The 22585-nt window shown below is 29.0% G+C and carries 19 protein-coding genes; 14 read left to right on the forward strand and 5 right to left on the reverse strand.

Features of this window, described 5'->3' with window-relative positions; all coding sequences use genetic code 11:
• Window positions 1–61: 61 nt before the first annotated feature.
• Both ggt and BLS00_RS08250 read right to left on the reverse strand, forming a co-directional pair.
• On the reverse strand, window positions 62–1672 hold the full coding sequence (gene ggt / locus BLS00_RS08245; RefSeq protein ID WP_091404724.1) for a gamma-glutamyltransferase: 1611 nt from the start codon (window positions 1670–1672) through the stop codon (window positions 62–64).
• A gap of 148 nt (window positions 1673–1820) precedes the next feature.
• Window positions 1821–2660 (reverse strand): EamA family transporter, encoded by an 840-nt coding sequence (locus BLS00_RS08250; protein ID WP_091404725.1) that lies wholly within the window; start codon window positions 2658–2660, stop codon window positions 1821–1823.
• A 75-nt stretch (window positions 2661–2735) separates the two neighbouring features.
• Here BLS00_RS08250 and BLS00_RS08255 point away from each other — a divergent pair, with 75 nt between their 5' ends.
• The 7 genes from BLS00_RS08255 to BLS00_RS08285 are packed head-to-tail and all read left to right on the forward strand — an operon-like array spanning window position 2736 to window position 7993.
• Window positions 2736–3293 carry an HD domain-containing protein gene (locus BLS00_RS08255; RefSeq protein ID WP_091404727.1) on the forward strand — a complete coding sequence of 186 codons (558 nt, stop codon included), beginning with the start codon at window positions 2736–2738 and terminating at the stop codon, window positions 3291–3293.
• Window positions 3294–3330: 37 nt separating this feature from the next.
• Window positions 3331–4860, forward strand: coding sequence for a hypothetical protein (locus BLS00_RS08260; protein ID WP_091404730.1), 1530 nt, complete (start codon window positions 3331–3333; stop codon window positions 4858–4860).
• Between the two features lie 56 nt (window positions 4861–4916).
• Window positions 4917–5390 (forward strand): hypothetical protein, encoded by a 474-nt coding sequence (locus tag BLS00_RS08265; protein WP_091404734.1) that lies wholly within the window; start codon window positions 4917–4919, stop codon window positions 5388–5390.
• Window positions 5377–6093, forward strand: coding sequence for a hypothetical protein (locus BLS00_RS08270; RefSeq protein ID WP_091404738.1), 717 nt, complete (start codon window positions 5377–5379; stop codon window positions 6091–6093). Before BLS00_RS08265 ends, BLS00_RS08270 begins: the two co-directional genes overlap by 14 nt.
• 12 nt (window positions 6094–6105) lie before the next feature.
• Complete coding sequence (gene cobU / locus BLS00_RS08275; protein ID WP_218119804.1) at window positions 6106–6639, forward strand: bifunctional adenosylcobinamide kinase/adenosylcobinamide-phosphate guanylyltransferase; 534 nt, start codon at window positions 6106–6108, stop codon at window positions 6637–6639.
• The gene (gene cbiR, locus BLS00_RS08280) at window positions 6636–7289 is read left to right on the forward strand and encodes a cobamide remodeling phosphodiesterase CbiR (RefSeq protein WP_091404740.1); all 654 of its coding nucleotides are present in this window, start codon (window positions 6636–6638) and stop codon (window positions 7287–7289) included. Before cobU ends, cbiR begins: the two co-directional genes overlap by 4 nt.
• Window positions 7286–7993, forward strand: coding sequence for an adenosylcobinamide-GDP ribazoletransferase (locus BLS00_RS08285; protein WP_091404743.1), 708 nt, complete (start codon window positions 7286–7288; stop codon window positions 7991–7993). Before cbiR ends, BLS00_RS08285 begins: the two co-directional genes overlap by 4 nt.
• A 143-nt stretch (window positions 7994–8136) precedes the next feature.
• Here BLS00_RS08285 and BLS00_RS08290 read toward each other — a convergent pair whose 3' ends face one another.
• Entirely contained in the window at window positions 8137–9168 is a 1032-nt protein-coding gene (locus tag BLS00_RS08290; protein WP_244885746.1) for a DUF362 domain-containing protein, read from the reverse strand.
• A gap of 324 nt (window positions 9169–9492) precedes the next feature.
• Between BLS00_RS08290 and purH the strand changes: the two genes are divergently transcribed.
• The 4 genes from purH to BLS00_RS08310 all read left to right on the forward strand — a co-directional run bounded on the left by purH (window position 9493) and on the right by BLS00_RS08310 (window position 13463).
• Window positions 9493–10992 carry a bifunctional phosphoribosylaminoimidazolecarboxamide formyltransferase/IMP cyclohydrolase gene (gene purH, locus BLS00_RS08295; protein WP_091404746.1) on the forward strand — a complete coding sequence of 500 codons (1500 nt, stop codon included), beginning with the start codon at window positions 9493–9495 and terminating at the stop codon, window positions 10990–10992.
• Window positions 10993–11003: 11 nt separating this feature from the next.
• Window positions 11004–12239, forward strand: a complete 1236-nt coding sequence (gene purD, locus BLS00_RS08300; protein WP_091404750.1) for a phosphoribosylamine--glycine ligase — start codon at window positions 11004–11006, stop codon at window positions 12237–12239.
• A gap of 184 nt (window positions 12240–12423) precedes the next feature.
• Window positions 12424–12858, forward strand: coding sequence for a MarR family winged helix-turn-helix transcriptional regulator (locus BLS00_RS08305; protein WP_091404753.1), 435 nt, complete (start codon window positions 12424–12426; stop codon window positions 12856–12858).
• A 5-nt stretch (window positions 12859–12863) separates the two neighbouring features.
• Entirely contained in the window at window positions 12864–13463 is a 600-nt protein-coding gene (locus tag BLS00_RS08310; protein WP_091404756.1) for a nitroreductase family protein, read from the forward strand.
• A gap of 403 nt (window positions 13464–13866) precedes the next feature.
• Here BLS00_RS08310 and BLS00_RS08315 read toward each other — a convergent pair whose 3' ends face one another.
• A complete protein-coding gene (locus tag BLS00_RS08315) occupies window positions 13867–14061 on the reverse strand; it encodes a DUF2281 domain-containing protein (protein ID WP_091404759.1) in 195 nt (64 codons plus the stop codon).
• Window positions 14062–14194: 133 nt separating this feature from the next.
• Between BLS00_RS08315 and BLS00_RS08320 the strand changes: the two genes are divergently transcribed.
• Both BLS00_RS08320 and BLS00_RS08325 read left to right on the forward strand, forming a co-directional pair.
• Window positions 14195–17491 carry a helicase-related protein gene (locus tag BLS00_RS08320; RefSeq protein WP_091404762.1) on the forward strand — a complete coding sequence of 1099 codons (3297 nt, stop codon included), beginning with the start codon at window positions 14195–14197 and terminating at the stop codon, window positions 17489–17491.
• Window positions 17484–21254, forward strand: a complete 3771-nt coding sequence (locus tag BLS00_RS08325; protein WP_091404764.1) for an Eco57I restriction-modification methylase domain-containing protein — start codon at window positions 17484–17486, stop codon at window positions 21252–21254. The genes BLS00_RS08320 and BLS00_RS08325 overlap by 8 nt, the downstream gene beginning before the upstream one ends.
• Before the next feature lie 300 nt (window positions 21255–21554).
• Here BLS00_RS08325 and BLS00_RS08330 read toward each other — a convergent pair whose 3' ends face one another.
• Window positions 21555–22085 (reverse strand): GNAT family N-acetyltransferase, encoded by a 531-nt coding sequence (locus BLS00_RS08330; RefSeq protein ID WP_091404769.1) that lies wholly within the window; start codon window positions 22083–22085, stop codon window positions 21555–21557.
• Between the two features lie 78 nt (window positions 22086–22163).
• Between BLS00_RS08330 and BLS00_RS08335 the strand changes: the two genes are divergently transcribed.
• A complete protein-coding gene (locus tag BLS00_RS08335) occupies window positions 22164–22577 on the forward strand; it encodes an RpnC/YadD family protein (protein ID WP_143012951.1) in 414 nt (137 codons plus the stop codon).
• Window positions 22578–22585: the final 8 nt, after the last annotated feature.

Below are 22585 nucleotides of genomic sequence, written 5' to 3' on the forward strand. Positions count from 1 at the left end.
ACAATAATTTGATTATAAAAACAAAGGCAATTTATCCAAAATGGATAAACTGCCTTTTTATTTAATATACAGCTATTTGACTATCTGTTCTTGGTTCGGTCCCTCCACAATAAACGTTGTTATCCATTCTCCAAATAATTTGACCTCTTCCAAAAGAACCCGAATTGAGCATCACTTTTACATCATGGCCTTTGTTTGAAAGCATTTGAGCTAAATGTTCTGGAAAGTTTTTTTCTACATATACGGTGTTGTTTTCTATCCATTGCCATCTTGGTGCATCTAAAGCAGCTTGTGGGTTTAAACCTTTATCCAACATATTTAAAATCACCTGTAAATGACCTTGAGGTTGCATATAACCACCCATAACCCCAAAAGGCCCAACTGGTTTTCCATTTTTTGTGATGAATCCAGGAATTATTGTGTGGTATGTTTTTTTGTTTGGTTTTAAATAATTTGAGTGTTCAGGGTTTAAAGAAAATGTATGTCCCCTATTTTGCATGGCAATACCAGTTTCTGGTATTACAATTCCCGAACCAAAACCCATATAATTTGATTGTATGAATGAAACCATATTTCCCCATTTATCTGCTGTAGCAAGGTAAACAGTACCGCCTTTAGGAAGTTTTCCAGGCTTAGGAAGATTGGCGTAATGGTCAATTAATCCTCTTCTTTTTTTAGCGTATTCAAGAGATAGAAGTTCATCAAGGTCAACTTTCATATGGTCTATATCAGTTATATATTCTTTGCCATCTGAAAAAGCTAATTTTAAAGCCTCTATGGCATTATGGTAAAAATAGATTTCGTTTTCATCTTTCATATTGATTTCATTTAGTATATTTAAAGCCATTAAAGTTATTATTCCCTGTCCATTTGGAGGGAGTTCCCATATTTCATGGTCTCTATAGTCTACGTTTAAAGGTCTTACCCATTCAACTTTATGGTTTTTAAGGTCTTCTTTTCTTAAAAAACCACCATTTTCTTTCATAAATTTATCTATTTTATATGCTATTTCACCCTCATAAAATTCTTTTGCATTACTTTCTGCTATCATTTTTAAGGTTTTTGCATGATTTTTTAAAGTTATTTTTTCACCTATTTTTGGGGCTTTTCCATTTAATGAAAAAGTTTTAAAAAACTCTTCAAACTCATTTCCCTTTAATATTTTTTTATAACCAGAAAAAGCTCTTTCCCAGCTGTTTCCCAAAACAGGCGAAACAGGATATCCGTATTCAGCATACTCTATGGCTGGTTCTAAGTTTTCTTTTAATGTGAGATTCCCAAATTTTTCTGTCATTTCTGCCCAGGATTTAACAGCACCAGGCGTTGTTACGGGAATAGCTCCCACCTTTGGCATTTGTTCGTATCCCATTTCTTTTAGTTTTGGTGAAGAAATATCCATTGGAGATCTTCCAGAAGAATTCATCCCGTGGATTTCTCCATCAGCAGTTGAAAATATTGCAAAAGAATCAGATCCAATTCCATTTGAAGTTGGTTCTACAACTGTTAATGCGGCAGCTGTGGCTACTGCAGCATCTATGGCATTACCACCTTTTCTCAAGATGTGAAGCCCTGCTTGTGAAGCTAAAGGTTGGGAAGTAGCTACCATGCCGTTTTCTCCAAAAACATTCATTCTTTTTGATTTGTATGGGTTGTATAAAAAATCAAAGTCCATATTAATTCGCCCCCCTTATTATATTTACTCTATTATATCATTAAAAAAGAAGCCGAAAAAATCAGCCCCTTAATTGAATATTATGGAAATATAAAAATGTTTAATTTACATATTTCTGCAAAGTATTTTTGTTAGAGTCTTTCACTTTTTATATATATATCACAAATGCACCGGCTATTAGTATTATGGTGCCTATTACTCTTAAAGAGACCTTTTCTTTGAATATGTATTTTGCAAAAAAAGCTGTAACTAAAGAAGATACCATTGATACTGGTTCAGCGATGCTTACATCTATATATTTAAAAGCATTTAAGAGTGCTATATAAGAATAAGCATTTGTAAACCCGCCAGCCAACATGTCATATTTTTTAGTTTTTATTAGGTTTAAATGGGGTTTTATGCTTTTAAATTTTATTAAGGTTAGTATTGTAAAGTTTAAGCTGACAACAAGATATATACCAACAGAATAACCGACTGGTGAAATATCTTCTACGAAATGTCCATCAATAGTTCTTCCAATCGCCATTAATCCAGACGAAATAAGCATGGCAACAGCACCTTTACTCCTGCCAATGTTTTTATATGATTCGAGAAGTGATCTGTCTTTTTTTAAATAAGAAACACCATAAAGCATAAGTAAACTTCCAACAATTTTGAAAATAGTTATCTTTTCATCTAAAAAAATTGCAGTTGTTATTATTAGAAATATTACATTCATGTTGTATAGGGGTGCAATGATAGAGGCATCTTCATTGGATAACGCATAAACATATAAGAAAAATGAGATAGTGTATATAGTTCCAGCGATGAGCGCTATTTTAAATATTTCAAAATTTAAAGTATAAAAAAATGGAGCCATCATTAAAAACGAGGTTGTAAAAAACCCCCAAGAAGATAGTAGTTCATCATTCCCTTGGGAAATCTTTTTCCCGGCTATTCTTTCGTAGCCAAGTAGTAGTATTCTTATACTTATCCATAAAAAAGCCATTTTATCCCCCAATTTTTTCAATAATGATATGTTATAATTTATTATAACAGAAATCTGTAAAAGGGGAGATTATTTATGAATAAAAATGAAGCTATTAAAGAAATTGAGCGCAATTTATCAGAAAGCAATTTAAGAAAACATTGTTACGCTGTTGGAGCTATTATGAGAGAATTGGCTTTGAAGTTGGATAAAGACCCGGATGAATGGGAAATAGCTGGTATAATACATGATTTAGATTACGAAATGACAAAAGATGAAGTAGAAATGCATGCTAAAAAAACTGTTGAAATGCTCGGAGATAGAGTTGACCAAGATATAAAAGATGCCATTTTAGCCCATAATGACCAAAAGAATTTAGAAAAAGATATAGAGATTGCTTTATATGCTGCTGACCAAATTTCTGGATTGATAACAGCGTCCGTATTGGTTAGACCAGGTAAAGATATAGAAACTCTGAAAGTTAAATCTTTAAAGAAAAAATTTAAAGATAAATCTTTTGCAGCAGGAGCAGACAGAGAAAGAATAAAAGTGATTGAGGAGTTGGGTATTGAATTGAACGAATTTTTTCAAATTGCAATTGATGGGATGAAAAAAGAAAAAGAGATTTTAGGACTGGATGGGCAGTCTGAGTGATATATAATGGATACTAAATTCAAGGAGAGTGGTTTTTGTGAAGAAATTATTGGGGATATTACTTGTTTTAACAATGGTTTTATCTATTTTTTCTGTTAACTTGGTTATCGATGATTTTGATGATAATACAAAAAATGATTTAGAAAGATCTATAAATAGTGGAAATGCTTCTGCAGCTGAATACGCTGCCATGTCTTTAGCTATAATGTCTGAATATAAATTTGAAGCCTTATACAATCAAGTTGAAATATTAATTTATGGATTAGACGAAGAGGCTTTAAATGAACCCATTACACAAGAAGATTTAGAAGGAGTTTACCAAACTGAAGAGATGGAAGAATTTATTAATTATATGAGAGATTCTGGTGGAATTCAAGCTATGAATGATATCTCAAATAATCTCGAACATGTAATGGGGAAATACGAAACAAGAGTTAGTCTTTCAGAAGACGTAGTTAGACAGCTTCTTTTAAACTTTGGATTGGATCAAAAAGACGTGGACAATATTCAATCTCAGAATAATTATCCAGAATATGTTGAATCGGATTACAGAGATTTTTTAGCTATGAAAATTTTGGCCGAAGCTGTGTTGATGATGGATGCTAATTCTGATACGTATTTTTCAACACTTGGAGAATTAGAAAATTTGATAGAAGATCCTGCATCTTCTTTGAAGCCAGAAGCAACAAAAGTTGTGGAGAAATACCAAGAAAAATGGTCACAAACATCGCCAAATTTGATGGAATTTGACACAGTATTACAAGATATAGCGGATATAGATGGAGAAATTCAATGGGCAAATCTTTCAGACTTATTTGCTGATGAAAAACTATTTTTTGAATACAATTCAGAAATTTTCGTCAACATTAAAGATATTTTAGGATATGTTCTGGATATAAGCGATTTTGAAGAGACCTATAATGAAGACAGAGAGTATTTGAACTTAATGGATATAATTTTTTCAGAACTTAGAGACAAGATAGACGATGAATCGGAATATGAATTAAAAACAAGAATTGCAACAGACTTTATGAGAGGGAATCTTTCAGAAGAACTTAGTCAAGAAGATGTAACCACAACAATTTATATTAACGGTGAAGAAGTTTATACTATAATTTCTATTTTAGAAGGTCTTTATGAAACACTTCCTTACGGGAATTTCAACATGAATATGTCTCTAAGAACTTGGGCACCAATGTTACAAGAGTTAGGAATGGAAGAACTTAAAGTTGAACTTGAGGTAGGGGTAGACTTTGATGCAGTTAAAGACGGAATCAACTTAAAAGACTTGAACATAAAATTAAGACCGGATGTAGTGATGAACGCTTTAACCTTGATTAGTAGCTTAGGAAGTGCTCCTTCAGAACAGTTAATGACAACGCTCAACACAGTTATAGACGATATAGGATTTTTATACAACGAAGACAGAGATTTGGTTGTGAAAATGGGTGAAGATGATTACTTTGGATCATTGAGAGTTAAAGGTATTTTAGATATTCAAATAATTGAAAATCTTATTCAGTCATTAAATCAACCACCACAATCACAAGGAACACAAGGAAATTAAAAAACAAAAAAATAGAGCCCGATTATTATCGGGCTTTTTTTATAAGGGGGAAGTAAATGTCTAAAAGAATTTCATGGATAGGTATTTTTACAGCACTTTCATTTGTTTTGTCTTTTGTGAAATTCCCATCACCAATTGGGAGTATAGCTCTTGATTCCATGCCAGGATTTTTACTCGCCATAATAAATCCTGTTTACGGAGGAATAACTGCATTTTTAGGGCATATATTTACATCTTGGAATTCTGGATTTTATTTTCAGTTTTACCATATTTTATTGGCTATTTCTATGTTTGCTATAGCTTTTATTTTTGGGAAAATGTATAAAAGAAATAAGATAATAGCTGTAATAACTGCTACAATTTTAAATGGAGCAATAATGCCTTTTATAGTGACACCAATTTTAAGTGTTAAAGGAGTATTTGGTACGATGCCGATATTATCTCTTGCAAGTTTTGTGAACATTTTAATTGCTTCACTGGTTTATATATTTATCAAAAAATATGAGGTAATTAAAAATGAAAAAAATTAACACAAAAAGAGATTTAACTATATTTAAAGATAATGAATATATAGTATTTGCAATGGATAGTTGTGGAGCTATTGGGGAAAAAGAATACGACGTATTGAATTTTGATATATACAATACAGCAAAAATGACTTTGAGAGTTTGTTTGAATGAACTATTTTCTGTAGGAGCGACACCAAAAGCTGTTTTTTCTTTAGTGGCTAACGAGTTTGACCCCACTGCGGGGACAATTCTAAAAGCTATAAAAGATGAATTAGAAGATAATGAGCTAAAAGACATTGAAATAAATGGTAGCAGTGAAGAAAATTTTGAAACAAAAATGACAGCTTTTGGCATAAACGTTTTTTCGACAGCGAAGAAATTAAAAATGAAAAACACAAAATCTGATTATTTTATTTATTTAGTTGGGGAACCTTTTGTGGGGCAAGAAGTTGTGAATAATCAAGATATTTTGTTAACACCAAAAATAATAAAATTCATTATAAATAATTATGAAATAGGAGATTTAATACCTTGTGGTTCTGGTGGGATATTAAAAGAATTGAATATATTATCTAAAGAAAATTCTCTTGATTTTGAATTATTTGATACTAAAATAGATCTGGAAAAATCTGCAGGCCCTGCAACATGTGGTGTTTTTACTACAAAAGAAAAAATTGAATCTATGGGAGATTATCCTTTAACTTTGATAGGCAAATACATTTAGGAGTTGGTTTTCTTGAAAATAGTAATGGTTACCGGAGGGCAGAGTTGTGGAAAATCAACTTTTGCTCAAAAAACTGCTGAAAATATTTCTGGTAAAAGAGTATATGTTGCTACTGCTCAAGCATTTGATCAAGAAATGGAAATCAAAATACAAAAACATATAGAAGAAAGAGAAGATAAATTCGATACTATAGAAGAACCATTGGAGCTAGACCAAGCCATTTTAAAAACAAAAGAGTATGACGTTGTATTACTTGATTGTTTAACTATGTGGACTTCTAACATTATATTGAACAATGAAAATAATGAAGAGGCGGCTGTTGAAAAATATCTAAACAATTTTCTAAAATCAATAGAGAAATTAAAAAATCATTCTAACATACAAAAACTCATAATAGTTACAAATGAAGTTGGATGGGGAATAATTCCTGGAAATAAACTTTCCAGAATTTTTGCAAGGCTTTTGGGAACTGTAAACAAAAAAATAGCCAAAATTTCTGACGAAGTGTATATGATGGTTTCAGGAATCGAGGTGAAAATAAAATGATTGTGGGGGTGACATCATGGCAAAAACCAGGAACTTACCTGGAAAATGTAGAATTACTGAAAGGTTTTGCAGATTTTGTTGAGCTACTTGTCTATACATGGGATGAGACAACAAAGGGAACTCTTGAAAAAGAAATCGGTGGAATTCGAAACAAGGTAAAATATTCTGTTCATTTACCCACAGATAATCTTGAAAACTGTAAAAAAGCAATACAATATTTTAGCGATAAAAACGCTTATAGATTAACTATTCATCCATTTGGTGATAAAGAAGAGTTTAGAAAAGTAATAAAAGAAGGTATTGAGTTGGTTGGGGAAAAACTTTGTCTTGAAAATCTTGAAAATGATGCTTTTTACGATTACTATGAATTTGTGAAAGACTTGGAAGTTTCAATAACAATGGATTATGGCCATCTTTTAATAATAAATCAAAACCCACAAGAATTTTATGAAAAGTATTCTGGACAGATAAAAGAAATTCATTACCATGGAGTTGATTCTGAAAAAGGGCATGTTTTTCCAGAAGAAAATCAATTGGAGGAATTCATAAATTTTTACGATCAAAATTTTGAAAAAGACGTACCCGTTTGCATAGAATTATTCGAATTGGAAGATACAAAAAAAGTTTTTGAGAGGTTGAAAAAAAGATGAAAAATCTTTTTGTTGCATTTGGGACAATAAGCAAAATACCAGTTCCAACTGTAAAAAAAATAAATATAAAAAGAAGCACGATATTTTTCCCTGTTGTGGGATATGTGGCTTCTTTGATAAATTTTGGTATATACTACTTATTGAAAGATTATATACCAACTAACATTTTAATATCTTTGATAATGATAGTTTATTTTTATCTTTTTCAATACTTTCATTTTGATGGTTTCGTTGATTTGATAGATGGATTTGGAGCTCAGATAAAAACAAAAGAAGAAAGATTGAAGATATTAAAAGACTCAAGAGTTGGGGCTTTTGCTTTACTTGGAGGAGTTTTGTATATACTGTTTCTTTTTAACCTAATGAACAACATCCCAGAAGGATTTTTGTTGGCTCCGGTGTTTTCCAGATATACAATGAACCTATTACTAACGATTTCTAAACCAGCAAGAAAAGATGGACTAGGAAAAATGTATTTCCCATATCCAAAATTCTATTTTTTATTATCTTTGATATTCATTTTACCTATAGCGTATTTCAATCTACAAATATTTTTAATAGGTATTGCATCTTCTATAATCTCTGCTGTAATCATGAATATAATATCCAATAAAAAAATAGAAGGAGTAACTGGTGACGTAATAGGGGCATCAGCAATAATATCTGAAGTGGTATATCTTTTCATTCTGAATCTGTTTTTATAGTATAATAGATATTATTTCTACCCATGAAGTTAATGTTTATGATTATAATAACTATATAAAATATGTTCCTTTTTATAAAAAGGTCGAAAAAGAAGGGATGGAAATAAAATGACCCGAGATTATTCTCAGGTCATTTTTTGATGTCATTTAAAAATCTTTCTTTTTAAATCTATGGCGTCTTCTGGGCACACTTCATGACACACATAACATCTTATACATTTATCATAATCTATGCTGTGGTTGTCTATTGTTATGGCACCAGCTGGACAGCTGTTTTCACATATTCTACAAGAAATACACTTATCCACGTTTATTTCTGGGACTCTTTGTACCGCTCTAGATAAGTTGGTAAAGGTTTCAAATATTGGCGCTGTAATAGGAAGTTTTATCTTGCCACCTTCCCAGTCTCCATTTATTTTATATTCAGGTATGAGTTTTCTTCTCATCGATTCATTTAAAATATAAGCGTATTTTTCTTTAACGTTTAATTTTTTTGCCACAGCGTGATCTAAAGCATAGGCGTTTTCAGAAATTCCAATAACCCCAAAATGTTTTTGCTTTCCGTTTGCAGGGCCATTTCCTTCCATACCTTCTATTCCATCTAAAACAGTTATGGTTGGTTTTACTATGTTGTGGATATCGATAATAACATTTGCAAAATTTGTGTTTGTTCTTGCTTTTAAATGCCATGATGACTTTTCTTTTCCAACAACACAACCAAAAGTATTTTTAATACCCATTGTTAATATCATTTGAGAATGGGTTTTTAATTTTGCTATATTAATTATTTTGTCTGCATCTAAAACTTTTCTGGATATTTTTATTTTTTTGTAATTTTCTCCATCAACTTCAACAGGATCATCTAATTCAACAATTGGAATATCATATTTCTGGCAAACATCGTAAATGCCATTAGCCTTTACCCCTTGAAGGGCTGTTCCTGTAGCAGGGCTATCTCCAAGATATATTTCTACATCTAAATCAAGTAAAAATAAAATAATAGCTTCAACTATTTTCGGGTGTGTAGTAACCGCTTTTTCAACTTCTTTTGGTGAAAGGAGGTTTGGTTTTAAGAGAACCTTGTCACCTTTTTCAAATTTTCCTTTGTATGGTTCCAACATTTTTACTAATTTTTCAACAGATTTTTCATAATTATCACATTTGTTTAAATACACGTCTATCAAAATAATTTCCCTCCCATAATCTTATATATAAACCATTGTATATTACTTATAAAATCTCTTATATAATCTTTTTTATATTTTAACAAAAATTTATAAAATTTATATTAAAAACCACATAATACACAATATTAAGCAATATTTTAAAACAAACAAAAAAATATAATTATAATGAGAGGCATTTGAAAAGGTCTCTTTTATTTTAGAATTAACACAATAATAACTTGTAATTAAACACTAAAACTCTCTTTTGATTGACAATTTTAGTATAGCCGTTGTAAAATGATCACCTACTAAAAATTTTTCGGAGGTTTAAATATGATAAAAAGAGCATTAATAAGTACTTATGACAAAACTGGTGTTGTTGAGTTTGCTAAATATTTAGAAGAAAATAACGTAGAAATAATTTCTTCAGGTGGAACTGCGAAACTATTATCAGAAAATGGAATAAAAGTAACCAAAGTTTCAGATGTGACAAAATTTCCAGAAATTTTTAACGGACGGGTGAAAACACTACACCCCAAAATACACGGTGGGATACTTGCAAGAGAGGGAAAAGACGAAGAAGAAATGAAAGCTAACGAAATAGAGAAAATAGATCTTGTTTTTGTTAATTTATATCCATTTTTTGAGAAAGTTAATGAGGGATTAGATTTTGAAAAACTGGTAGAGTTTATAGACATTGGTGGACCAACAATGATAAGGTCAGCTGCAAAAAATCTTAAAGACGTAGTTATACTAACAGACAATAAAGACATTGATTTATTAAAAGAGAAAAAATTGAATATAGATTTTGAAACGAGAAAAAAATTGGCTTTAAAGGCTTTTAACCTGACATCTGCTTATGATGCTTCTATTTCAGAATATCTTGCAAGGGAAACGGGAACAGATTTTCCAGAGTATCATACTGTTTCTTATAAAAAATATTCTGACCTTAGATATGGAGAAAATCCCCATCAAAAAGCAGCCTTCTACGTGAAAAATAATGGTAAATACTCTTACAATGATTTTGAACAATTACACGGAAAAGCGCTATCTTATAACAATTTAAGAGATGCAGACATAGCCTGGAAAGTAGTTAATGAATTTGAAGATACTGCTTGTTGTGGGTTGAAACACAACACTCCTTGTGGAGTTGGAATTGGTGAAACAGTTGAAGAAGCTTATCAAAAAGCTTATGAAGGTGACCAGATATCAATATTTGGTGGTATAGTATCTTTTAACAGAACTGTGGATAAATCAACTGCATTGAAACTAAAAGAAATATTTCTTGAAATTATCATAGCTCCAGATTTTGATGATGATGCTCTGGAATTGTTGAAGAAAAAGAAAAATTTAAGATTGTTAAAAATGACTAAAAATAATTTTGACGATTTTGAATCCATAACAATAGATGGTGGAATATTAGTTCAAAATACTGATAAAGAGTTTATAAATAAATTTGAAGTGGTGACAAAAAACAAAAATATATCTGAAAAAATGAAAAAAGAGTTGGAATTCGCCTATAAAGTAGTGAAATATTCAAAATCAAATGCTATAGCAGTAACTGCAAATAAAAAATTACTTGGGGTTGGAAATGGAGAAGCAAACAGGATTTGGGCTGCAGAACAAGCACTTGAAAGAGCAAAAGGCAAAGGCGCAGTTCTCGCATCTGACGCTTTCTTCCCTTTTGATGATGTAGTGAAGCTTGCTGCTAAATACAATATAAAAGCAATAATTCAACCAGGTGGATCTATAAGAGATAAAGACTCCATAAAAGCATGCGATGAAAATGGAATAACGATGGTATTTACTGGCATGAGACATTTTAAACATTGAGGTGTGATGATATGAAAATTCTATTAATCGGTTCTGGAGCAAGGGAACACGCAATAGCTTATAAACTATCTTTATCACAAAAAGTAGAAAAAATATTTGTCGCTCCTGGAAATGGTGGGACTTATGTAGAAAATAAATGTAAGAATATTGACATAAAAAATCATGATGAGCTCTTGGATTTTGCAAAAAACAACTCAATAGATTTTACTTTTGTTGGGCCAGAACAACCTTTGGCAGATGGGATTGTTGATTTATTTGAAAGTAACGGGTTAAAAATAATAGGCCCAGATAAATTCTCTTCTCAGCTTGAAAGTAGTAAATCATTTGCCAAAAAATTTATGAATAAATACAATGTCCAAACAGCTAATTACAAAGAATTTAGCAAAAAAAATAACATAGATGAAATTACAAACCTTATTAATTACCCTGCGGTAATAAAAGCGGATGGATTGGCAGCTGGAAAAGGCGTTTTTATATCTGAAAATAAGGAAAATGCAAAAAAAGTTTTAAAAGATTTATTTGAAAAAGAAATTCTTGGAAAAGCTTCTGAAAAAATAATAATAGAAGACGCTATACCTGACTTTGAATGTTCTGTTTTCACCTTTTTTGATGGAGAAAACGCAAAAACATTCGCCTATTCCCAAGACCATAAAAAATTGTACGAAGGAGAAAAAGGCCCAAACACAGGGGGTATGGGTTCTATCACTCCTCATCCCCTGATAACAGAAAAACAAAAAGAAAATATAATTAACAAGATAATTAATCCAACAATAAAAGGAATAAAAAAAGAAAAGATGAATTATAAAGGGGTAATATTTTTTGGAGTTAAATTTAAAAAAGATGAACCATACCTTCTCGAATATAACGTTAGATTTGGAGACCCTGAAACCCAAAGTATTATGTACATTTTAGAAACAGACCTTGTCGAGATATTTGAAAGTATTTTAAACAAATCTTTGAACAAAATAGAAATAAAACTCGAAAACAAAATATCTCAATGTGTTGTTGTAGCAGCAAAAGGATATCCAAAAAAATACAACAAAAACATAGAACTAAACTTAGATAATTTTAATTCAAAAATTTTTCACGCCGGGACAAAAATAGAAAAAAACAAATTATTATCTTGTGGAGGAAGGATTTTTTCTATAGTGGAAAAGGCAGAAACTCTTTCAAAAACAAGAGAAAAAATATATTCTCAACTAAAAAGCCTCAAAAACCCTGAATTATATTATAGAAAAGATATATAGAAATCATTTCATGATTTCTATAATGTCTCCCTAAGCAGCTCACAAAGTAACAAATCAAAAGATATAAACCTATAAAAAAATTAATCCTTTTTAAATGATCGTTAGGGAGTTGATATATATCTTGACATCAAGACATTATTTTTGTTATAATTATCTTGACATCGAGATAAAAAGGGGTTAAAAAATGAGTAAAATAGATCTTAAAATAATCATAGCTCTTTCTCGAGCTAATCAAGCGATTTTAAAAAAAATAGAAAAAAGCATGAATAAAAATGGCTTGACAGTTAGTGAATTTGGAGTTATGGAGCTTTTGCTCCATAAAGGGAAGCAACCTGTTCAAAAAATTGCTGAAAGGATTTTAGTTACTAGTGGAACTATTACTTATGTTATTAATAAACTTATTAAAAAAGGTTATATAAAAAGAGAAAGATGCAATGAAGATAAAAGAATATATTATGTTGATTTAACTGAAGAAGGTAGAATTTTTATAGAAAAAGTTTTTAAAGAACACGAAAAATATTTATCAAAACTTTTTCAGGAAATAGATAACAATGATAAAAAAGATTTAATTAAAAAATTAAATTTATTTGAAAATGTTGCTAAACAATACAAGGAGTGATAATTGTGGTAAAAGATTTTTATACAGCTATTGAAGAGAGAAGAAGCAGATATTCTATAACAAATGAATCAACGATTTCAGATGAAAAAATAAAAAATATTATAGAATACGCTTTGAAACATACCCCTTTTGCATTTAATGCTCATAATGGAAGAGCAATTTTGTTATTAGGTGAAAATCATGACAAGTTATGGGATATCACAAAAGAAGAATTAAGAAAGATAGTTCCAGAGGAAAACTTCCAAGACACTAGCGATAAAATAGATTCGTTTAAAAATGGATATGGGACTATATTATTTTTTGAAGATACAAAAGTAGTAAAATCACTTCAAAAAGACTTCCCTTTGTACAAAGATAATTTCCCTGTTTGGTCATTACAATCATCTGGAATGCTCCAATATAATGTTTGGACATCCTTATCAATAGAAGGACTTGGGGCATCTCTTCAACACTATAGTGAAGTTATAGAAAATAGAGTAAAAAAAGAATGGGAAATTCCTTCTAATTGGAAAATGATTGCACAGATGCCTTTTGGAAAACCAGCCAACGAACCACCTGAAAAAGAATTTGCTGATATTGATAAATTTTTTAAATTATATGATTAAATAGCTCTATAAAATGATAGTTTTTAATTTAAAAACCAAATAATATGTATTGAATTTCATAAAAAAAGTGCCTGCGAAAGCAGGCACTTATAATTTATCGAAAATTACTCAGGGAATTTGGGGTGATTAAAAGTTTCTCATTAATTCAGCAGCAACGTTAGAATATTGGTTCATGATGTTTTCATTTGCACTAGGTATTTTGTTATCTCTTTTAGTCATAATAACTCCTCCTTAGAAGTAAGTATTTATATTTTCACTACTATTATAGTTCGTGAAGTAAACCTTATGTCAACAGTAAAAACATAGTAATTTATGTAAAGCTTCAATTAAATATGGGGTGCACTCCACTAATTATTTTGTAACATAAAAAAATAACGCCCACTAAGGGCGTTATAGAATTAATTTATAAATTTTTCCAAGCTTCATCTTCTTCCTTTGTTAGCCAATCTTTTGCAAGGCTTTTTTCGCTTGCTTTTGTAATATCTTGAATTTTATTGTGTTTTTTAAACATTATAAAATCTATATAATCGGAGATTTCTTCTAACGTATTTTCTGGTAATTTATCTATTTTTTCTTTTAATTCTTTTTTATCAACCATAATGCCACCTCCATCAAAATTATATCATTTTTTAATAAATAGTATTATAAATTATTCATATATCAATTGATTAATTTATTTACATCAATTTGTTGTATAATCAAAGTAAATAATATGTCTATGAGGTGGTCAGATGAATAACACCAGCAATATAATCGATAACAAAAATCAAAAGATGTGGGAGTATTTAAAAGATAATATTGAAGAGGGATCAAAATTGTCCATAGTATCAGCATATTTTACGATTTATGCTTATTATGAGTTGAAAGAAAAATTTGATGATATAGAAAGTTTAAACTTTTTATTTGGAGAGCCAAGTTTTATAAAAAACATGGATTTGGACCAAATGCAATCAAAAGAATTTACTATTGAAGATAATTCTACTAATATAACAATAAAAAACAGACTAAAACAAAAAAAGGTTGCAAAAGAATGTGCAAAATGGATAGAAGAGAAAGTAAATATAAAATCAATGGTAAAACCCAATTTTTTACATGGGAAAATGTATCATATCGAAAAACCAGGAAGAGACCCAAGAGCAATTACAGGCAGTTCAAATTTCACTTACAGTGGTTTGGGTTTTAAAAATAGTCACAACATAGAATTAAATGTATATCTTTCAGATCAAAGAGACGTTAATGAATCTAAAAAGTGGTTTGATTCCATTTGGAATGATAACACAGGATTAGTCGAAGATGTAAAATACCAGGTACTAGAATATTTAAATAAATTATATAAAGATAACAGTCCTGAAATAGTTTATTTATTCACACTATACAAAATTTTTGAAGAATATGTTGAAAATCAGGAAAAATATACTCAACAAGAAGATTTTCAAGAAACAAAAATCTGGAATATGCTATATGATTTTCAAAAAGATGGAGTTAAAGCAGCCATAAGTAAAATAGAAAAGCATAATGGATGTATTCTTGCAGATAGTGTAGGATTAGGGAAAACATTCGAAGCTTTAGCAGTTATAAAATATTATGAAATGAAAAATGACAGAGTTTTAGTACTCTGTCCAAAAAGATTATATGAAAACTGGAATACATATAAAGGAACAGTAAAAGATAATATTTTGTTGGAAGATAAATTTTATTATGATATATTCTTTCATACAGACTTGTCTAGAGATAAAGGAAGGGCTGCTAATGGGTATCTTTTAGAAGAAATTAATTGGGAAAGATATGATTTAGTGGTAATAGATGAATCGCATAATTTTAGAAACAAGAGAGCAGTGAAAAACAGAGTTACAAGATATGAAAAACTAATGAATAATATAATAAAAGCTGGACAAAACACAAAAGTGTTAATGTTAACAGCCACTCCAATAAACAACGACCTCAGTGATTTGCATAATCAAATCAACTTTATTACAAAAGAAAATGATCAAGCTTTAAAAAATCAGAATATTGAGAGAATATCTTCAGTTGTAAAAAAAGCCCAGAGAAACTTTGACAAATGGGCGGATGAAAAAAATAAGGGCTCAAAAATAGATCTTGTTGAAGAAATGGATTCCGACTTTTTCAAATTATTAGATGAATACACCATATCTAGGTCAAGAAAACATATAAAAAAGTATTATGACATCAAAAAAATAGGTAAATTCCCAAAAAGATTAAAACCTATATCAATATACTCTGAATTGGATACGTCTAATCAAGTTATGAACTACGAACAACTTAATAATAAAATATTAGAAATGGATTTAAGCATTTATTATCCTTCAAATTTTGTTAGAAAACTAAGCCAAGAAGAATATGCAGAAAAACATGATACCATAGTAAAAGGGGGTACAGGTATACTAAGTCAAGCAGATAGAGAGCAAAATTTAATACTGATGCTTAAAACTAATTATTTAAAAAGATTAGAAAGTTCAGTACATTCTTTTAGGCTAACCTTTGAAAGGTTGGCGAAAAAGCATGAAAATCTAATAAACAAGATTGAAAATTACAAGGAAAATAGAGAAGAATATAAAGAAATAGATTTAGATTTGAATAAAGAAGAATATTCTGAAGAAGAAATGGATTTATTGATTGAGGGTAAAATAAACTTCAATCTAAAAGAAATGAGAGCTTCTGAGTGGCTTGAAAAAATAAAAAGAGACTATAAAGTTATCAAAGAATTACTAAAAGAAGCTAACAAGATTAACAGAGAAAAAGATGCAAAGCTAAAAACATTAATTAAATTAATTGAAGATAAAATTAAAAATCCTATAAATAAAGACAACAAAAAAATATTGATTTTCACAGCTTATGCAGATACTGCTAATTATCTATACTTAAATTTGAAAGAAGAATTATCCAAAAAGAATTTAGAGTTTGGGTTGGTAACTGGAACAGGGCCAAATAATTCAACAATTGGGCTTAAAAATTTTGAAGAAATATTACAGAGTTTTTCCCCAAAATCAAAAGGAAAAATAAATTGTGAAAAAGAAATAGACATACTCGTTGCAACTGATTGTATATCAGAGGGTCAAAATCTACAAGATTGTGATTATTTAATAAATTACGATATACATTGGAATCCAGTTAGAATAACCCAAAGATTTGGAAGGATTGACAGAATTGGTTCAAAAAACCAAAAGATACAATTAGTTAATTTTTGGCCTGAAAAAGATCTTGAAAAATATATAAATTTGGAAAAAAGAGTAAAAAATAGAATGGCACTTTCTGATATGAGTGGAACAGGCCAAGAAAACATAATTGAAGTAAGAGAAGACGAAGATAACTATTTAGATTTTAGAGAAAAACAGCTAAAAAAATTACAAAATGAAATTATAGATTTAGAAGATATGGATGATACAATATCACTCACAGATTTCACTTTAGATAATTACAAAATGGATTTGACTAACTATTTAGAAAAAAACAAAAACTTAAAGCATCTTCCAGAAGGAATATATTCTATAGTTCCGTTACCAAAAGATATAGAATATTCTGAAGATTCATTACCAAAAAATATAAAAGAATTTATAAAGCCTGGAGTAATTTTCTGTTTAAAACTAAAGTCCTCAAAAAAAGAAAAAGTTGAAAAAAGATTAGAAAAGTTTAATCCAGTAGCTCCATACTTCTTGGTCTATATATATGATAACGGCGAAATTAAATTCAATTACACAAACTTAAAACAATTATTAGAAATATACAAATTATTAGCCTCTGGGGGAAAACAACCTTATGAAGAATTAGAAAAAATATTTACAAAAGAAACAAATGATGGGGAAAATATGGAAAAATATTCTAATTTATTAAGAACGATAGTTAAACAAATAAACAAAAAGTTGAATCATCAATCCATGAGAACATTAGGAATGGGAGCCGGCAGAGGGCAAATAAATCTAATTTCAAAAGAAAACCAAATAACCGATGAAGAAGAATTTGAATTGATTAGTTTTTTAATAATAAAAGAAAAGGAGAATTACGATGGATAGAAACTTAATTCAAAAAACATTAAATAATTTCAGTGATATTTACGATTCAGGGATCGAACTATTTAAAATTTTAGATTATCCTTTAAAAAACAATACTTTTCCAAAAAATGAATATGATTTAGAAGAATTTTTAAATGTTGTTGGTATAGAAAAATCTCAATTTAATGAAGAAGAAAAAAGTTGTATAGAAAAAATATCTTTGCTTTTTGCTTTCAGCGAAGATGACGAAAAAAAAGATAATTTTGTAAAATACGAATCGGAAAAAGAAATTATTGCCGGTTATATATTTTTATCTATAAAACTCAAAGATCAAGAATATTCAAAAACAAAAATAGTAAGCATATCTAAAAAGATAAATAGACTTTTGAATTCACCAGCATTTATTATATTCAATTATGATGAAAAAATTACTTTGACAATAACAGATAGAAGAATTAACAAAAGATATCATGAAAAAGATGTTATAGAAAAAACAACTTTAATAAAAGATATTGCCTTAAAAGACACGCATGCAGCGCATATAAGAATACTTGAAGACATAAATTTTAGAGATTTAGATGCGAATGCAAGGAACTTTAAAGATTTTCACAAAAAATGGAAAGCAAAATTAAGTGTAAGAGAACTTAATAAAGAGTTTTACAAAGAACTATCTAATTGGTTTTTTAGTTCTATAGATAAAGTAAAATTCCCTTCTCCTGATGATACAAAAAATGCAGATAAAATAACTGCTAATCCAGAAAAAGTTAGAGAAAATAACACTCAAAGTTTAATAAGATTTTTAACAAGAATTATTTTTGTTTGGTTTTTAAAAGAAAAAGGACTTATAGATAAGAAGATTTTCGATGATAAGTATATTTATGACAATATTTTAGTAAAAGATGTTGAAGTAAATAACAGCACTTACTATAAAGCAATACTACAGAATTTATTCTTTGCAACCTTAAATACAGAGATGAACAGGGACAAACCTAATAATAGAAATTTTATTAGCTCATTTCAAAATAAAAGTAGCTATTACGGAGTTCATAACAAATACAGATATTTAAGGTTTGTGAAAGATAAAAATCCTGATCTCATAATTGATCTTTTTGACGAAATTCCTTTTTTAAATGGAGGACTTTTCGAATGTTTAGATGAAGTAGGCAACAATAGGCATCATGAAAAAAGAATTGATATGTTTTCAGATAATCCGAAAAATGAAAGCAAATTGATATTTCCAGATGAATTACTTTTCTCTAATAAAAACAAAAAAGAAAAAGACAGTATAACAGGTCTTTTTAACATACTCAACAAATATAAATTTACTCTTGAAGAAAACACACCAGTGGAAGAAGATGTAGCTTTAGACCCAGAATTACTTGGAAGAATATTCGAAAACCTTCTTGCAAGTTATAACCCAGAAACAAGAGACACAGCGAGAAAATTAACTGGTAGTTATTACACACCAAGAGAAATAGTCCACTACATGGTGGATAGCTCTATAAAAGAATATTTAAAAACAAATTTAGATTTTATAACTGAAGATAATTTAGAAGAATTATTTGATTATAATAAATACGAACATGCCTTTGAAAAAAAAGAAGTGGAAAAAATAGTAAGAGCTATCTACAATATAAAAATATTAGACCCAGCCTGTGGTTCTGGGGCTTTTCCTATGGGAGTCTTAAACAGATTAGTTTTTCTTCTTGAAAAATTAGATCCAGAAAACTATATATGGAAAGAAATAAAAATGGAAGAAGTGAAAAATGAGCAAGAAGACTTTGAAGAAAGGCACAATGAAATAGATTTTGTTTTTAATCTCAATAAAAATGATGCAAACTATGCAAGAAAACTGTTTTTAATAGAAAACAGCATATACGGCGTTGATATACAACCAATAGCAGCACAAATTTCAAAACTCAGATTTTTTATCTCTTTGATTATAGAACAAAAAGTAAATAAAGAAGATAAAAATTTTGGATTACTCACGCTCCCAAATTTAGAAACAAAATTTGTTACGGCAAATACACTATTAAAAATAGAAAAACCAAAAACATTACAATTAGGACAAAACGAGTACAAAAAAATAGAAGAAGAATTAAAAATCATAAGAAACAAATACTTTGAAGCAAAAACAAAATCTACAAAAGATAAATATAAAGTGAAAGATAAAGAAAAAAGAGAGCAACTAAAAGCTGCTTTAGACAAAATAGGTTTCAATTCAGAAATAAGTCAAAAAATAGCAGCTTGGAACCCCTATGAACATAATAATATAGCTGAATTTTTTGATTCAGAATTCATGTTTGGTATAAAAGATGGATTTGATATAGTTATTGGAAATCCACCGTACATTAGAGGAGAAAAAATAAAACCCACTTCTTTAAAAGAAAAGTATAAAAAATATTATGACACTTTTAACGGAACTTCTGATATTTACATCGCTTTTTACGAAAAAGGATATGAAGAACTCAAACAGAATGGTTTATTATCATATATAACTTCAAACAAATGGACCAGAGCTAATTATGGAAAAGATATTCGTGAATTCATAATTAACAATGTTGATATAAAATCATACATAGATTTTAATGGGATAAGAGTATTTGAAAATGCAACGGTCGATACTTCTGTTTTTGAATTTCAAAAATCAAAAAAAAGTGATGAGTTCATTTATTGTGATATAAGAGATAATTATGATCTTGAACTAAGTTTGGATGAGTATATAAAAAAAGAAAAAGTTATATACAAAAAAGAAGATTTGAGCAAAGATACATTTTCTTTTTTGAATAAAGAAGAGTTAAAAATAAAAGAAAGAATTGAAAATATTGGAACGCCTCTAAAAGACTGGGATATTGAAATATACAGAGGAATTTTAACTGGATATAATAAAGCTTTTATAATAGATGGAAAAACAAAAGATGAATTAATAAAAAAAGACCCTAAAAATTCCGAAATAATAAAACCACTTTTAACTGGTAGAGATATTAAAAGATATACTTATGAATTTAATGATTGTTGGCTTATTAACTCTCACAATGGTTATAATGGTGTTCCAAGAGTAGATGTAGAAAATGATTATCCAGTTATAAAAGAATGGTTAGATCGATTTGAAGAAAGAATTACAAATAGATATGATCAAGGAGATACTCCGTATAATTTAAGGAATTGTGCTTATGTTGATCAATTTGAAAAAGAAAAATTAGTTTATGTTGATATTTCTAAAAAACCATATTTTGCCTATGATAAATTTAAAAAATATCATAATGACAGAGTTTTTCATATTACAGGCAATAATATAAAATATTTATTACTAATAATTAATTCCAAATTGGGAGAATTCAATTTTCGTACTTCTTGTGACAAACTTGGAAGTAAAGGAATCAAGTTTAAAAAGATTGATAATGTATCATTTATTAAGCCAAAACCTAATCAGGATGTTATTTTTTCTATACTTGTGGATTTTATAATTGAAATAAAAAATGATTTAAACGATTCTGAACAAATAGCAAATGAATTATCCAACTTCTTTGAAAGGATTGCTGATTTTATGGTTTATGGACTATATTTCAAAGAAGAAATGGTAAAAGACGGAAGCTATATAAACGAAGAAGTAGAAAAACTTATAGTTCCTATAAATGAAGGTTCAAAAGAAGAAAAACTCAAAAAAATAGAAGATGTATATAATAAGATGAAATCAAATCAAACAATTCAAAAAGCATTAACCGATTGCCAAGTACAAGAAATACAAGTCATAGAAAATTCATTAAACAAGTCAAAGGATTAATCACAATATGAAAAAGATAGTCTAACAATCTTGTATCTTACCCAAAGCTTCTTTATCAGATTTTATAATTTTATAGAACTCATTAGAAATTTTAACTATTTTCATAAATACCCCCTAAAAAAATGGCCCCCATAAAAATGAGGGCCATGGGATTATATTGACTCACGAGTGAATGATATTCTACCTATTAACGACCCCGTCATTCTCGGAGGTCAAACATAATTACTCGCATATATATTATATCACTTTATAAAAATTTTGGTTCATGATGTTTTTGCACTGGGTGTTTTGTTATTTCTCTTAGTGAGAAGGCATTTCAATGTAGTATTCTTCAATGTTCAATATTCTTCCATCTGGAGTTTTTTCTTTATATTCTTTTATCAATTTTCCTCCTAATGAAAGAGGAATTTTTTTGCTTGGTATGTTATCTTTATCAACTGGATAAGTGATATATTTGACTTTTAAATTAGATTTTGCCCATTCTGTTATAGCTGATATAGCTTCTCTTCCAAATTTGTTACCAAAGGCATCTTTTTTTATCCATATGCCCAGTTCAGGAATTTCCGAAGTGGTATTATGCAACCCTGCACAACCAATAAATTCATCATTATCTTTTTTTCTAATTATTAATTGAAGGTTGGAGTTTTCTTTCAATCCTTTTAAAGAAGAATTTATAAAATTTTCTACATCGTACAGCCCTTTTGGAGCACTTGGATACATGTATTTTGTTATTTCGTCAGTGAAGTTTCTTAAAATATCTTCTTTATCTTTCATTGATATAGGTTTTAAAATCAACCTTTCTGTTTCTATTTTTATATCTAAATAATTCATCTTCATCCCCCGCTTTATTTATGTTATAAAAATATTATATAATAAAATGAAAATGATTTAAAGCTGAAGGAACTATTTGTGTTGGAAAATAGATGCCGGAGATTGAAAGTAATAAACATAACGTTGTTATCCAAACAGATAAAAAACCAAGAAAAAGCTACAAAAATATACGAAAGTTGTGTAAGATACATATTCAATATAAGAGACGATATAGAAGTAGAAGAAATAGAAGAAAAGGTAAAAGAAGTATCAAAAGAGAGGAGTGATTATTTTATGACTATAGCAGATAAATTGATTGAAAAGGGTGAAAAAAGAGGTATTGAAAAAGGGAAGTTGGAAGGGATGAAACTTGGAGAATATTTAAAAGCTAAAGAAACAGCAAAAGAATTATTGAAAGCAAAAGTTGATAGAAATATTATATCAAAAGCTATAGGACTCACATTAGAACAAATCAAAAAAATTGAAGAAGAAATGAACCAAAACAAGAATTAATATACAGA

The organism is Geotoga petraea, from assembly GCF_900102615.1.
GTDB lineage: Bacteria > Thermotogota > Thermotogae > Petrotogales > Petrotogaceae > Geotoga > Geotoga petraea.

Coding starts and splice junctions, on each gene's coding strand:
- ggt (WP_091404724.1), bottom strand. CDS start 1,672: ATGGACTTTGATTTTTTATACAACCCATACAAATCAAAAAGAATGAAT.
- BLS00_RS08250 (WP_091404725.1), bottom strand. CDS start 2,660: ATGGCTTTTTTATGGATAAGTATAAGAATACTACTACTTGGCTACGAA.
- BLS00_RS08255 (WP_091404727.1), top strand. CDS start 2,736: ATGAATAAAAATGAAGCTATTAAAGAAATTGAGCGCAATTTATCAGAA.
- BLS00_RS08265 (WP_091404734.1), top strand. CDS start 4,917: ATGTCTAAAAGAATTTCATGGATAGGTATTTTTACAGCACTTTCATTT.
- BLS00_RS08270 (WP_091404738.1), top strand. CDS start 5,377: ATGAAAAAAATTAACACAAAAAGAGATTTAACTATATTTAAAGATAAT.
- cbiR (WP_091404740.1), top strand. CDS start 6,636: ATGATTGTGGGGGTGACATCATGGCAAAAACCAGGAACTTACCTGGAA.
- BLS00_RS08285 (WP_091404743.1), top strand. CDS start 7,286: ATGAAAAATCTTTTTGTTGCATTTGGGACAATAAGCAAAATACCAGTT.
- purH (WP_091404746.1), top strand. CDS start 9,493: ATGATAAAAAGAGCATTAATAAGTACTTATGACAAAACTGGTGTTGTT.
- purD (WP_091404750.1), top strand. CDS start 11,004: ATGAAAATTCTATTAATCGGTTCTGGAGCAAGGGAACACGCAATAGCT.
- BLS00_RS08305 (WP_091404753.1), top strand. CDS start 12,424: ATGAGTAAAATAGATCTTAAAATAATCATAGCTCTTTCTCGAGCTAAT.
- BLS00_RS08315 (WP_091404759.1), bottom strand. CDS start 14,061: ATGGTTGATAAAAAAGAATTAAAAGAAAAAATAGATAAATTACCAGAA.
- BLS00_RS08320 (WP_091404762.1), top strand. CDS start 14,195: ATGAATAACACCAGCAATATAATCGATAACAAAAATCAAAAGATGTGG.
- BLS00_RS08325 (WP_091404764.1), top strand. CDS start 17,484: ATGGATAGAAACTTAATTCAAAAAACATTAAATAATTTCAGTGATATT.
- BLS00_RS08330 (WP_091404769.1), bottom strand. CDS start 22,085: ATGAATTATTTAGATATAAAAATAGAAACAGAAAGGTTGATTTTAAAA.